Source organism: Pseudoalteromonas maris (genome assembly GCF_049257235.1).
In the GTDB taxonomy this organism is placed as follows: Bacteria; Pseudomonadota; Gammaproteobacteria; order Enterobacterales; family Alteromonadaceae; genus Pseudoalteromonas.
On the sequence record NZ_JBMMUF010000007.1, the window covers coordinates 79,214 to 93,527 of the forward strand.

Below are 14,314 nucleotides of genomic sequence, written 5' to 3' on the forward strand. Positions count from 1 at the left end.
GAGGGCGTAACATGACTGCTAAAAAATCATATATGTCTTTGCGCGCCATAGGTGCCATAGTGGTACTGACTACGCTCAGTGCATGCCACTCTGATGACGAAGACGACGAAATCGTTGTTGAACCACCTGTGGTAGTGGCGCCAGTTCCATATAGCTATGAAGTGACAGTAACGAACTTAACGAATGCGCAACCACTGAGCCCTGTTGCCGTTGCTTTACATCAAGAAGGCACATTTTGGACGGTGGGTGAAAGTGCATCACAAGCATTGGAAGAAATGGCGGAAGGTGGTGACAACTCAGCACTACTTGAAAGCGCGAATGTACTTGCGCAAGCATCTGGCAGTGCACCTATTGGTGCTGGCGGTTCAGAAACAATCGCGGTCACTATCAATGATGTAAATGACGCCAAATTAACCGTCGCCACCATGTTAGTTAACACTAATGACGCGTTTACTGGTGTTAATGGCTGGGATCTTAGCACATTAGAAGTCGGTGCAAGTATGACTGCTTATACGCATGTATATGATGCGGGCACAGAGGCAAATTCTGAAGCGCAAGGCTCTATTCCTGGGCCTGCTGATTCTGGTGAAGGGTTTAATGCTGCGCGTGATGATGTTGACTTTGTCGCCATGCACCCTGGCGTAGTGAGTATAGATGATGGACTTACAAACTCAGTACTTCATGCTGAGCACAAATTTGATAATCCTGTCACCATGATCACTGTGACTCGTGTCGAATAACATCTAGATACGGCACAAAGAAAAGGAACTCATCACACTGATGAGTTCCTTGGTTTTTTTACCAAACACAGTTTTAATTGGCTAATATCACAGGCCAATGTCCCATCGCTTTGATATCATTGAGTACTCTTACCAATGTTTTGTGAGTACTGCCCTCGTGCGCCTGCAGCTGCACCAATTTAAAAGGCATTATCGCTGCCTCTTTTGCAATGTTGACCGCCAACTGTGACGTAGCGATCACTCTTCCTTGCACCCAAACTCTATTTTGTTCATCTATACGTATTTGCAAATTTCTAGCCTCACTTACACTCGAGACTTGTGCGCTGGGGCGCTCAATATTAAGGCTATAGGAGCGCGAAAAAGTGGTTGTCACCACAAAGAAGATGAGCAGTATAAACACTACATCCAACATTGATGTCATATCCATATCTGCGCTTACTAATTCCCGTAGAGTTCGTTTCATAATCAGTCCTTTTATTTTGCGTCCTCTATAACGCTAGAACACCAATGAAAAGATAAGGTTGCAAAAACAAAGGAATATAATTTTATTTTTATGATCTTTTTGTTAAAACTTCACACGCAGCACTAAAACAGCACATAGTTGTTAAGCAATATATGTATAAATAAGAGCCATGGAATGAGGACGTAAACTATGAGCGTACCCCCTAAAAATGAACAATCAAATAGCCAACAACAGTGGTTCGTTGCACAGGTGCACTATATCGCGCTTGAAGGTGGGTTCTTTGGCTTGGTTACTGACCAAAATCAGCACTTTCTTCCCCTAAACTTACCCAAGCATTACTGCCAACATGGGGCCAAGGTAAAACTACAGGGGCGAATAAAGCACGATGCAATGACTATTCAACAATGGGGCACGCCCTTTATGATTGACAGCATTGAGTTACTCAGCGCGGGCAACGCACCTGACCCAAGAGGCGAGATATAGCGCCAAAGCCAACACTATTGGTTTTTAGATACCGCAAATAATATTTCATTACGGCGCATCTTTGGTATAGTCCAAGGCCCGTTATATCCCGCCTTTACTGGGTAGCCAAGCGCAACGTAGTCATTTTCAATGAGCCAAGATTTCAGTAGTTCAGTATGTTTGAGTACATTACGCTGGCTCATGGTACCGCTAAACTGTATGGCCGCAGCGGTATAATCAATCACTTGTGACACGACCAAATTCGGGTCTAACGGTTCAGGTGTCGTCTCGAGCGTAAATTCACTTGGCATCACAAAAGACATGAAGGCACCTTGGGTATTTTGCGTCATAAATACGGGTGCTGTCATCGCTATCTTCATGCCTTGCCTGTCATCATTCATAAAAACAGGCGCCGTCATTGCTATTTCTTTTTGCCCTTTGTTCTCCCCTGAAATATATCTAAACAGCCGACGAAACGCATTGTTATCCATGCTAGCAGACACCAGCACCATAGATTGATAGCTCCGCACTTCGATGTTCGCTTGCTCGTCGGTATCGAGCACGGTGTAAGGCGCTGACTCTACGCCATTAACACCAAACACTGAGCAACCAGATAAAAATAATACAAATAAGAATAGGAAAATGCCCTTCATCACGGTATTCCACAAGGTTCAAAACCTTCTATACGAGTGACGTTATAAAACGTATCAATAAACAGGGGAGCACAGCTGTTGTAATATGCTTCATTTAATTGGCACAGGCACATTGCACCGCAAATCACATCGGTTAACAGAATTGGTGCGCTAAAGACTAAAATCTTTGGCCATATTGCTTGTATATGGGGGCCAGCAGGCCCAGCGCATTGGCTTTATTTAAAATATTATTTATCTCTTGTACTGAGATAGGTGAATACTCAGGAACAAGAAAGCTCCGTGTATATTGAGTATCAAACTTATCTGAAATCAATATATTAGCCCGTTCCTCAGGATGTTGAACAAAAAACCAATCCAGAGCAGAGGCACTTGCAACACTGATATCGCACCGTTTGTTGAGTGCCATCTTGATTGATTCCTCTTCAGTACGCACCAACACAATATCGAACATCTCTTTGATTGTCTTGTAGTCTGTTTGGTAGTTAAGAAATCGATAGTGATATCCATTAACTCCGCAAATAACCTTGTCATGAAAACTGTCAAAGAAACGCTGATCTTTGCGTGCAGAAATGTGAGAAATAAAAGAATCTTGCGATTGCAACAACGGGTTTGATGCCAGTAAATGCATATCATCGCCCCAGCCCCATTCCAAATTATCCCACATCACAATATCGACCCACCCTTCACTGAGAGACATCACCCTGCGTGCAATGGGAACAGAGACTAACTCAAAGTGAAATTCATCTTGCACCAAGTTGAATGCATTAATGATTTCAGGCCCCATCCCCTTTCCTTCCTGAAGCATAAAAGGAGGGCGTAAGCCTGCGCCAACTTTGACATGAATTTTTGCCCCATGAGCGTTGAAGCCAATAAAAGTGACGAAAAAGAACAGTAGATATTTGATCACGGCTCAACCCCAAAAACGAAGAAAAGAGTCGTTAGTATAGATAATGCGTGGCTGTACCCCTCATACATAAAACAAAGCTAGTTTTACTCCGATTGACTTTGGCCTTTCCCTCAAAATTAACACCATGACATTGATGTGGTTCACAATAAACTGGAGACAATAGAGATCTCAAAATGAATAAACCTTGCACCGAAGAGCACATTACCGGCGCAATCAAAGGGTTCAGAATCGTTGATTTCACATCAATGATTTACTCATCAAGATACGACGAAGTCAGGGTAAATAGCGATTTAATATAATGCCTGCTTACTGACTGCTAGATACATAACCAGTAAGACGGAAAGAGGAATTAACGCGATAGCCAATTTAGTGAACGGGCCATGGTAAATTAGAAGTATTGATTGCTCAGAAGAGTTCAATGGCAAACCTTGATATTGCTTTTTTGCAGCCTTAGCCGCTAACCAATTACCCAAGACAACATCGACGATTTCAAGAGGAATAATAATGACAAGCACTAACCACAGCTTTTGTGTTAACCATTGAGTATCAAACCAATTACCTAACATAGCCATCGCTAAACCGCTGGTAATTAGTACCGCAAAAGCCAAGTGCTCTAACGTAACCATGGCATAGAAAACTGCATTCAGGCGCTGTGTTACACTGCTTACAGGCTCTTTATCGATAGTCTTGTAAGCAATCCACGCCCCCAACGCAGGCCCTAACCACAATATTAACGCACCTATGTGCGCAACTTTCAGTAATGTGTAATCCACTTTGGCTTCAACACCTGATAAGCAAAAATCAACATCCACAAGGTACTAAGTACCATACTCGCCGCAGTAAACATCTCTGCAAATTTCAGTGCATCCAAGGCGATTGAAGCACTAAGAGCCAGTCCTAAACTCCAAGCAAGCATTCCCCATAAAAACACCCAGAGTTTAAACACCTGCTGTTTAAAGGCCAGTACTGTGAGTAGCATTCCCCCAAGGTTGTACAAACCATTACCCAGATAACCAGTGAGATGCGCAGCGATATGTTCAAACAACAAATACGTATCAGCTCCCAGTTGCAGATAAATTATTTTAGGCAGTACGAAGGCGTAAATAACTTCGGCAGTGAGATCCGGAGCAACACCTAAAGCCACCAAAAACAGCCCGATCGTTTTGAGATAATCCGCGCTCAATTCATCACTTAAAATTGTGCAAAACACCAACAAGCCAAGCGCGCAAAACATCCACACCACCCACGCCCCAGTCCATAGCCCTGTGTTAGAGGCAATGAAACTCATACGCTCATGCACCGTGGTATCAATGGGTAAACCGCCACGCATTGGCCCATTCATCAACAAACACGCCAATGTTATGAGCAGGACAATAATGTGAATGATGTAAAACTTTGTTTTTATTAAATTCATTTGTGCTCTTTAGTTACTATCAGAAGGCAATTAATTCATCTGTTGTATATCATTAAAACGATAACTTTCATAATAACTCAAACGATGCCTCTAATGGCAACGAGACATTCCTGTGAAAGAGAATTAATCGAGACACCCCCTCTAAAAAAATTAATCGAGATAAAAAAATTAATCGAGACACCCACCTTAATATTTCACACTTTTCCCGCTTTTGACTACACTTTTATTATTCAACTCATGGAGGAGAAGAGCATGGCAACACCGCGTAAGAATCAAATCAGCCTATCTGATACCCCCTACTATCACTGCATATCTCGCTGTGTACGTCGTGCATTCTTGTGCGGATACGATGCATTGACTGGACGCTCTTATGAACATCGCCGCGGGTGGGTTGAAGCGAAATTACTCGCTCTCGGGCACATTTTCTTTATTGATGTCTGTGCGTATGCCGTGATGAGCAATCACACCCATCTTGTATTATTCGTTGATAGCAAAAAGGCACTGCGTTTAAGTGACAAAGCGGTGTTGCTACGTTGGCATAAGCTCTTTAAAAGTTCATTGTTGTGCCAACGCTTTTTAATGGGTGAATCGCTCAGTAAAGCAGAATTATCGGTTGTGCAAACACGCATCGCTGTGTATCGCGAGCGCTTAACCAATATCAGTTGGTTTATGCGGGTGCTCAACGAGGATATTGCCCGACAAGCCAATAAAGAAGATAACTGCACTGGCCATTTCTGGGAAGGTCGCTTTAAATCCCAAGCCCTGCTTGATGAAGCTGCGCTCGCCGCATGCTTAGCCTATGTGGATTTAAATCCCATTCGTGCAAAAATGGCTGACTTACCTGAAAAATCTGAATTTACAAGTGCCAAAGTGCGTATTGAGGCAGCCAAAGAAACAAAACAACCAAAAAGCCTTCTTCGCTTTGCAGGCAACCCGCGCAAACATATGCCCAAAGGACTGCCATTTGAGCTCAGTACTTACCTTGAGCTTCTTGATTGGACTGGCCGCTGCATACGAGAAGATAAACGCGGGGCAATACCCAATGCTGCAAGCCCCATATTGGAGCGCCTCGATATCAGCCCTGATAACTGGCTTAAACTAACCACCACTTTGACTAAGGTATTTAAAAATGTCGTTGGTAAAGAGTCTGCAATCACCACCTACGCCAACCATATGCATCGACAGCGACGAAGTTGCCTTAGTAACAGCAAAGCCTTATTTGCTTAACTCGCAGAACACAGCTGATTTGATAAAGAGCTCACCCTCTTTGACCCGCTTATACCTGAGATTTGTACAACAGATATTTCAGGTGAATTATTAGTTCGCTTTAATCACACTAAGTACAGAAACGCGCGTTTTTTCCAGCAAGCCAAAGCAAAAAGTCATGAACTCTTTTTTTGTTTTTTAGAGTGGGTGTCTTGTTTAGTTTCTACAGTATATTGAAAAGAGGCTCAGTGATCATTGGGCTAAATAGAGATAACTCCATGTAGCTTCGTACAATCCAAAAAAGCGAGATGATTAAAATTATTATTATCCCCAACATTGCTACAACCGCTCTATTTTGAACTGAAGTCTCCATGGACTTTTCAGCTGGAACAAAACACGAGGCGTACCAAAGCAAGGCGTAGCCCCAAAACCATAAATATGCAAAGGCTGTGTCTAAACTGATAACAAAGTTGTCTTTAAACCCTATATAAAAATACAAAAAACATAGCAACATTCTGTAAAATGCATATATGTAACTAGAACTATATTCTACCAATTCAACATTATCTAAATATGTTTCCTTTCCCTTAAAGCGCCCAGATATTGGTCTAGCCAAAATTATTGCTAACAGAACGAACAGGCCTCTATGAAAGCTTTCAATTAGGGTGAGACCTGTTATAAAGAATAGTCCTATATATAAGTGGTTTTTTAATTTACTCTGAAGGGAAAACAGCATTATCTTGTAACTCCCGAAGCATCCATTTTGTCCAACATTCTGCGTGGACATTTATCGAGACACCCACCTTAACATTTAATATCAGCCCTGATAACTGGCTTAAACTAACCACCACTTTGACTAAGGTATTTAAAAATGTCGTTGGTAAAGAGTCAGCAATCACCACCTACACCAACCATATGCATCGCCAGCGAAGAAGTAGCCTTAGTAACAGCCTAGCTTTGTTTTCTTAACTCGCAGAACACAGCAGATTTGATAAAGAGCTCACCCTCTTTGACCCGCTTATACCTGAGATTTGTAAAACAGATATTTCAGGTGAATTATCAGCTTGCTTTAATCACACTAAGTACAGAAACACGCGTTTTTACCAGCAAGTCCAAGCAAAAAGTCATGAACTCTTTTTTTTGTTTTTTAGAGTGGGTGTCTTGTTTAGTTTCTTGTTTAGTTCAATTTTTTCATTTAGCCTAGGAATAAATCACCGGGGAGTTTAAAACCCCACCACACCGTACTGCTGTAAAAAATATACAGTGACAGAGATATAAGAGCAAAGATAGTTAACATCATGAAAAGCATTAAAACTTTAGTAGAGGAATAAGACAAGTCAAGTTCACCCGTTTTCATGAACAAATTAAAAAAGGGGAGAATAGAGACCACAACTAGAAAAGCCGTAAACTTCATAAATCCATCAGAGATGAAAAATAAATCAATAAGAAAAACCCAAGAGACAGTGTATATGATCATCAAATCAAATGTTAACTGGTAATTATCGGGATTTTCCTCCTCCGAAAAGGATAATTTCTTTCTGTTGTTAATAGACGTAAAAATTAATATTAGTGAGAACTTAACAAACAAAAACAAAGATAAAAAATCAAAAAAGTAATTACTATTAAAACAAGCTATAAATTCAAGAGTTGTAAGTGAGAAAATAACCAAAAAAGTTAAAAAAATAGATTTCTTATTATAGTAACAATCAATACCACTCATTAATATTCCTCGGCTTTAAATTTAGGTTTTTGATGGTTGTTTTTAATTCTTATTATTGGTTTTCCGGGTTGAATTCCTTTCACAGGGCGTCCTTTTGTGAATCTACTCAGTTGCATAATATAACCTGCAGCAGCCTGTAGATCTCTTGCTGTTACAGCTAGGCCTTGCAGCCTAGTCCCATTCAATACCGAAGCTAGTTCGCCAGCGAGCTCAGCCATTGCTGCTTTTTGATACGCAGTCGAACTAATCCAAGTAACTGTGCTAATTGCCGCCGCTTCAGCCAATATCACGCCCCCTCCAACAGCCATAGCTTCAACAGCCAAAATGTTTAATGTTTGCCTTTGGGTGTCCTGGTATTTCATTCTTAATAATGTATATCCCAAATCCGCATTTGCTAGATCATGCCCTTTCCCAATGTCATTAGCCTCCATTTGACATGAGTTATCACAAACAATCTCGATTCTTTCTTTTATATTTCCATCAAGTTTCTCTGTCTTACCATATTGAGCTGGTACACCAGGTTCACCAGAGAAGTTTACTCCTAGCTTCCTTCCTTCTTTGATTAAGTCATTATGAATTTGCGATTTAATACTCTCCCCACCACTCTCGTCAGCAGAATTAGCCATCTTTGAAGACTCGTTCTCATTATTTAAGTCTTCTGTAGATGTTTTGCCCTGAGGCTTTGACTGATCATTTTGGCTCTCTGATTCATTGTCGCCAGATGGTCCACCTCCCGAACAATCCCACACGGTCGCAGTCATCATCCCTCCGTTTGCAGGCGCACAGTTATAGCCTGTCGGGTCCGTATAACTTAGCGGGTTGTTATAAACATAAGAATAGCGATTTAAGCTTTGCGCATCTTTAGGATTCTGAACTATAGGGTCAGCCTGCATAAAGCGGCCCATATTGGGGTCGTATATTCTCCCGCCCATATGTACTACATCTGCATGGTCAACTTGCTGGTGTCCCGTATAGCCTTGCTGAGTTATGCTCCTCAGTGCATTGAGATTGCTTAACGTTTGGTAGGGGTTAGCTAAGGCTTGCCATGCTTTTTCATCTCGTCGCTTACCAAATGCATCAAAGCTTGCTCTTTCAACAATATTTCCTCTTTCATCTGATATAACACTTGCCGAGCCTAAATGGTCTTTGAATAGTAAATGAAGCTTTTCTTCACCTGTAGTATGTTCAATTGTGTGTATCGCAATATCCTCAATGTAACGCTTGGTTGTTTTGTTGCCATTTTTAAAGATCACCTCATGCCCATCAACATAGTAGGTCGTAACCTCTTGACCTTTTTCGATATCTACACGCTTGTACTTTTGCTCATTGGCATCATAGCTAAATTCAGACTCACCATTTGCGGACCAAATTCGCAACGGTTTATCGAATATTGAGTAGGTTACTGAGCGTGTTTTAACACCTGAGGCAAAGCGTGCTGTTTGGTTTCCCCGCTCATCATAGCAATAGTTTAAACTGCCTACGGAGACCAACGCGTGGGGCCCCGTTGCATTCGCGCAACTTGAAGCTTTTGTTGCGTATAGATACTGCTGCGAACTTTCAACATCTGATTTCGTTTTGATATTGCCATTATCATAATAAGTTAATGATAAGGTTTGGATATCTTTCAGACGCACAGACTCAAGGCGGTTCAAACTATCATATTGAAATGTTTCAGTTAGCTCAGTACCTAGTTCGTCATGTTGGCCTACTCGATAACGTAAATTTCCTAACTGGTCATACCCAAAGTCGGCACTCATGATTAAACCATGTGCGACAGTGTAATTATTCAGATGCCCTGTGTGTTTATTGAACTCCTTAGAAAAGGGGATCAAACTTTGTATCTGTCCACTGGTGACATTTGTAAATGCGTCCATATCAGTTGCGCGATAATAAGCTTGTCCTGTTGAAACCTCAAAGATCCTATCCAAGTGACCATTTTGATATTGGTATTGCAGGCCACGACCACCACCTGAGATATCATTAACCCTAAACAAACGACCTACCGCATCATAGTGAGCTGTTTTACGCCATGAATGACTATCATAATTAAAATCTACAGATTCCACGCGGCCATAACTATCATGGTGGAACACTTGAGTTGCACCACCATGAGAACTTGAGTGCAATAAAGGAGTGTTATTGAACTCGAAATTATAGACTAGTGAAGCAGTGCCATTGTCAACAAGCGTTTTGATGGTATTGCCCACCACATCACGGTAGTGTGTTTTGGTGACATTAGCACTGGTGCGAAAAACAGCTTCGCCTAAGGCATTGTAACCAAAGCCAATTATTCCTTTATCTGGGTCATTTAGTTCAATTTTACGGCCTAAGATGTCGTACTTGAGCTGGGAAACAGCATTTCCTGTTGCCGTAACTGTATGTAATAAACCCAATGCATTGTATGTATATGAAGTGAGGTTTTGCTGGGTGTCAGCTACTTTAGTGACTTCACCAAAACCATTTTTATACTCTTTGCGAGTACGGTCAAATTCAACACTAGCTCCATGTGAATCACTGTAACTACCCGATACATGCTGGCTTACTATGTTATTTAGCCAACTATATTGTGTAGTTAACCCGTCGGGTGTCGTTTGTCGCCACAACGCATTAAGTGGCGTGTGGAAATTTTCTTTCCACCGTGGTGAATCGCCTTCTAAATAAGGAGCGGATTCTTTTAATACGTTACCTTTTGCATCAAAAATAAAGTCGCTAAAGCTCCATGTTCCATCCAGCGTTTTAACTCCTTGTCTGACTACATTTTGAGCTGTGTCATAATAAGTAATTTCATGTGGCTTATCTGCATGGGCCATACTAATAAAATAAGTTGCATTTGCTGGACATGCCCCCATCGAACAGGTTGATTTCGTGATGAGTGTCTGCTCACCCGTATTTGAGCCACTGAAATACATAGCACCGAAGGCATCAAAGGCTTGATACTGCACTTGGCCAGATATATTTTGCCCATCACTATAAGACTTTAATTCTTGTGCAGATCCAAACTTTGAATAGTTTTCAAAAGACTGTTCGATAAATTTGTCATTCTCAATATGCCGTAAGTGACGACCTGCCGAATCGTAGACGTAATATGTTCGGCGAAACACTTTTAATGAATCGGATTCAATATTGTTGGGTGAAGCCGTGTTTTTATCACAGTCATCCTTGTAATGAATGCTACAGGCTAGCTTATGAGTTAGGTTGCCGAAGCTGTCATAGTAATAGGAATTTTGTAAATAAAGAGCAGGGTTATGACTATGTGGCTCTCGAATTTCCTTCTCAATTTCACCGTGCAAATCAGAATATCGATATTCAGTAGTAGTCGTTACGGTTTCGCCTGCACGAATAACCGTGCTTGTATTCTTAGTAGGACGACTTATAAACCAGTTATATTCATCTTCATCTTCGTATTCATAATTTACTGTATGAACTAGAGTTTGCCCGCTAGTTGAAAATACATCTTTCTGAGTCACTTGCTCTGATTGCTTCAACATATAGCCATTAGCGTGCTGCTGATAACGGTATAAAGTAGTTACCTCTCTAGCCAGCATTGTGTTGGTTATTTCCCCGTTTGAAGAGTTTGAAACATAGTTCTTTTCAAGGATAGTTTTAGGGAGCGCTACCTCGCTCTGGACAAGACCATTTGGATATGTATTTACCGAAAATTTTTCAAACTCACTCACTACTCGCAGGTGTTTTGGGTGGCCATTAATTGAAGTTACACGTTTGACTTCCTCCCCACTGTAAGGTGGTGCTAGGTCAAAGTGCTTTTCAATAGACAATCCATTTTCTTTTGATGCGGTGATTTTTCTAAAACCTATAACTCCTCGGCCACCCGCTTGCGATTTTAACCCTTCATATTTATAGTTTGTCTTTAGGTACTGTGACGATCCCAACTCCGTTCGCGTGGTCGACTGAGTAAACTCCTGAACAACCGCCATTGTTGACGTAATATCACGCACTTTAGACCCTAACCCCCAGTTCAGTACCGCAGCATTCGTATCTGGCGTATATACAGTACTGTCAGTTAAACGGGCATACGAAACCCCATACTCTTGACCAAGTCCTGAATTTATTCTTACGAGTTTATCTTGAATTATGTTATCAGTATTACTGTCGTAGCGTACGCGCAGTTTTTGATTTTTTGTATCATAATAAATTAACTCAGGCTGGTTATCACCATCCAAGTCTTGCCATTGATAAATTGAATTATCTTCAAACGCGCCCCAGTTGTTCAATGAGGTTAGTTTCAAGGGCTCTGAGTTTGAATCAGCAAAAGATTGGCGCCAGAAAACATCTTGACCGTTTACAAATACTACATCATCACGACCATCACCATTGATATCGGCTAGACCAGATAACTGTGTATCCTGCCCCTCAATAAAAGAGCCATAATACTTACGCTCATTAGAAAAAGTTAAATTGTTTAAGCCTACATTGACATGCGTAATAAACCCTTGGTAATTATGCCCCATGTAGTCTTGGTATCCATCACCATTTATATCCCCTGGCGATTGCATCCATTTAATATTTCCAAACGTTCCCTTCAGTGCAGGCTCCGATGAATCCAAGTCAGCATTTGGTTCATTATAATCTGGATACTCTAATAGCTCACCTTTATACATACCTTGGCTACTTTTATTAATTTCAAGCAGCCAAAATTCATTTAGATATTCAGTTTTCTCCTGACCATCTGTGAAATCGAATACCGTCTGAAATTGAGTGTAAGGGATTAGTCTATCAATTAAGCCATCTCCATTTGCATCGATCAGAGCACTTTTTCTATAAAATCCATAAAAAGCCTTTGTCTCTAATTCACTATAGGTTGAGGTGTTATAACTATAATGATTACCTATATCAATTACGTTTGTAGAAGCTCTAGGCGATTGCTCATCTATACCGTCTCCATTCCAATCATAGTAAAATGTCGTAGAGCTCGGCCCGTATTCAATATTATAAATTCCATCTCCATTGTCATCACGAATATTCCAATGAAAGAACTTTCTTTTATAATCTCCAGCTTGGCTTAATGTCGTTATTTCAGCATTTAAATTGCTCAACTGCGAATTGTAGCTAAGCTTCCCATCACTTTTTGTTTCAAACACCAACAATTTAGCTACAGAGTCTTTACGGGTAGCAATCAATAACTCAGGCGAGCCATCACTATCAATATCAGCTATTTTCATAGTGTATACACCACAAACAGAACCCGAAATATCATTATCCTTACATGGGCTATGCCCAGAAACTGAAGTGTAACTGGCTAAGTCAATTGCGTAATCTGTACTAACAAAGCCTGACTTCACGTCATCACTATATTCAAAGGTAGTTTCTATAACACATGTATCGTTAATACTGCCGTTACAGCGGGCAATAGAAGTAAGCAGATCACGGCCACTAAATCTGCTTTGTTTGTATCCTAGATGATAACTACCAATCAGTTCACCTAAATAATTTCTGTGTATTATGTCACTGATTCGGTAATTATCAGTTACTTTGTCCCCAGCCCTGTATAGCTCTTTTCCTAGTGCTTTGGTTTCATAAATAATCTCAATCGTATGCCCAGAGTAAGTAATTTTATTCAGTCTTCGCTCTTCAAACTGCGACCCTTCATACTGGTAATCTACTGACTGGTCATGGTTATCTACTTCATTGGTCAATAACCACTTTGACACCGCATCATAATAATTATTAATAACCTGAGTATTGCCATTTTTCCCATAAAACATCGACTTGCCATTACCATCTCTCACTTCAAAGTAACTCACACCGCTTTGAGAAACTTGTTTAATTTGAATGTTAGGGGCCTTATCCAATCTATACTCAGATCCAGCTTCTAGACTATTCCCAGCCACTAATCTCATTCTTTGCCCGTTAAGACATAACTGGTCATCTGTCGTAAAGGTTATTTCTTTATACTCGCCATCGAGTTCCAACACTCTGGCACATCGGTGAATACTCGACTGCCCGATTCCCCAACCGAGACCAGCATTCCCCTCACCACCAAAGCTTGAGTAAGTCAGTTCCAAATTGGGCTTTAAACCAGCTTTACCATCAATAAATTCAAGAGGAATTGTATATTGAGCTGCGCCATCATTGGTTACATTGGGTTCACCTACAATAGTTGCCACTTTTGCCGAGGAATCAATTGGCGCAGGGACACTTATAGCATCCACAGTAGGCGCGTCTGCGATAAAATCAGAGTCAGCTTCTACTCCGTACACATTAACTGCGAAAGTTCCATCACTAAACGCACCGTCATCATCTTCAACTCTAATTGATATCACTGATGACCCTTCTGAATTAAACGTAGGTGTTAGTGTAAGAATGCGTTTATTCCCACTTCCAGCCATAGAAACATTATTTACCGGGATTAGATGAGGGTTGGAGCTATTTTTTATTGTTAACGAAAGCTCTTTATCATCTAAATCAGAGTCGATGAGAGTAACGGGAACCTCTATGGACCTGTTTTTTGTAGTATTTTGTTCGGGAATATTAGCTATTTGAGGGGCATCATTAACACTTTCAACTGTTAACCTAAAGGTATCTTCTTTATACAATCCACCTGAATCGGTTACTCGAATAATTACATCAGAATAACCAAATTTATTGCTCGCTGGGGCCAATGTCACTGTTCGTGATGCACCACTGCCACCCAAGGTAATACGACTTGTTGGCAACAAGGCTGTATTCGAACTGCTTACCACTGAGACTGTTAGGCTCGTCGCTGCTGTTTCCACATCACCGATGGTAAA

The 14,314-nt window shown here is 41.0% G+C and carries 9 protein-coding genes; 3 read left to right on the forward strand and 6 right to left on the reverse strand.

Annotated features, from left to right (window positions below; all coding sequences use genetic code 11):
• The first annotated feature begins 11 nt into the window (after nt 1–11).
• Nucleotides 12–740: a spondin domain-containing protein gene (locus AAEU32_RS11305; RefSeq protein ID WP_421970629.1), complete on the forward strand. Its 729-nt coding sequence runs from the start codon at nt 12–14 to the stop codon at nt 738–740.
• A 73-nt stretch (nt 741–813) separates the two neighbouring features.
• On the opposite strand, the gene AAEU32_RS11310 is transcribed toward AAEU32_RS11305, so the two are convergent.
• Nucleotides 814–1,203 (reverse strand): ExbD/TolR family protein, encoded by a 390-nt coding sequence (locus tag AAEU32_RS11310; protein ID WP_421970630.1) that lies wholly within the window; start codon nt 1,201–1,203, stop codon nt 814–816.
• Nucleotides 1,204–1,392: 189 nt separating this feature from the next.
• Here AAEU32_RS11310 and AAEU32_RS11315 point away from each other — a divergent pair, with 189 nt between their 5' ends.
• On the forward strand, nt 1,393–1,686 hold the full coding sequence (locus AAEU32_RS11315; protein WP_421970631.1) for a hypothetical protein: 294 nt from the start codon (nt 1,393–1,395) through the stop codon (nt 1,684–1,686).
• A 14-nt stretch (nt 1,687–1,700) separates the two neighbouring features.
• Here the strand turns inward: AAEU32_RS11315 and AAEU32_RS11320 are convergent, their stop codons facing one another.
• From AAEU32_RS11320 to AAEU32_RS11335, 4 genes are all read right to left on the reverse strand, one after another.
• On the reverse strand, nt 1,701–2,318 hold the full coding sequence (locus AAEU32_RS11320; protein ID WP_421970632.1) for an SOUL family heme-binding protein: 618 nt from the start codon (nt 2,316–2,318) through the stop codon (nt 1,701–1,703).
• Nucleotides 2,319–2,475: 157 nt separating this feature from the next.
• Entirely contained in the window at nt 2,476–3,225 is a 750-nt protein-coding gene (locus AAEU32_RS11325; protein WP_421970633.1) for a substrate-binding periplasmic protein, read from the reverse strand.
• Nucleotides 3,226–3,515: 290 nt separating this feature from the next.
• Nucleotides 3,516–3,998: a DUF2269 domain-containing protein gene (locus AAEU32_RS11330; RefSeq protein WP_421970634.1), complete on the reverse strand. Its 483-nt coding sequence runs from the start codon at nt 3,996–3,998 to the stop codon at nt 3,516–3,518.
• On the reverse strand, nt 3,980–4,639 hold the full coding sequence (locus AAEU32_RS11335) for a hypothetical protein (protein ID WP_421970635.1): 660 nt from the start codon (nt 4,637–4,639) through the stop codon (nt 3,980–3,982). The genes AAEU32_RS11330 and AAEU32_RS11335 overlap by 19 nt, the downstream gene beginning before the upstream one ends.
• A 252-nt stretch (nt 4,640–4,891) precedes the next feature.
• On the opposite strand from AAEU32_RS11335, the gene AAEU32_RS11340 reads away from it, so the two are divergent.
• Complete coding sequence (locus AAEU32_RS11340) at nt 4,892–5,866, forward strand: transposase (RefSeq protein WP_421970636.1); 975 nt, start codon at nt 4,892–4,894, stop codon at nt 5,864–5,866.
• 1,698 nt (nt 5,867–7,564) lie between these two features.
• Here the strand turns inward: AAEU32_RS11340 and AAEU32_RS11345 are convergent.
• A complete protein-coding gene (locus tag AAEU32_RS11345) occupies nt 7,565–14,239 on the reverse strand; it encodes an RHS repeat-associated core domain-containing protein (protein ID WP_421970637.1) in 6,675 nt (2,224 codons plus the stop codon).
• Nucleotides 14,240–14,314: the final 75 nt, after the last annotated feature.

Coding starts and splice junctions, on each gene's coding strand:
- AAEU32_RS11320 (WP_421970632.1), bottom strand. CDS start 2,318: ATGAAGGGCATTTTCCTATTCTTATTTGTATTATTTTTATCTGGTTGC.
- AAEU32_RS11335 (WP_421970635.1), bottom strand. CDS start 4,639: ATGAATTTAATAAAAACAAAGTTTTACATCATTCACATTATTGTCCTG.
- AAEU32_RS11315 (WP_421970631.1), top strand. CDS start 1,393: ATGAGCGTACCCCCTAAAAATGAACAATCAAATAGCCAACAACAGTGG.
- AAEU32_RS11305 (WP_421970629.1), top strand. CDS start 12: ATGACTGCTAAAAAATCATATATGTCTTTGCGCGCCATAGGTGCCATA.
- AAEU32_RS11340 (WP_421970636.1), top strand. CDS start 4,892: ATGGCAACACCGCGTAAGAATCAAATCAGCCTATCTGATACCCCCTAC.
- AAEU32_RS11310 (WP_421970630.1), bottom strand. CDS start 1,203: ATGAAACGAACTCTACGGGAATTAGTAAGCGCAGATATGGATATGACA.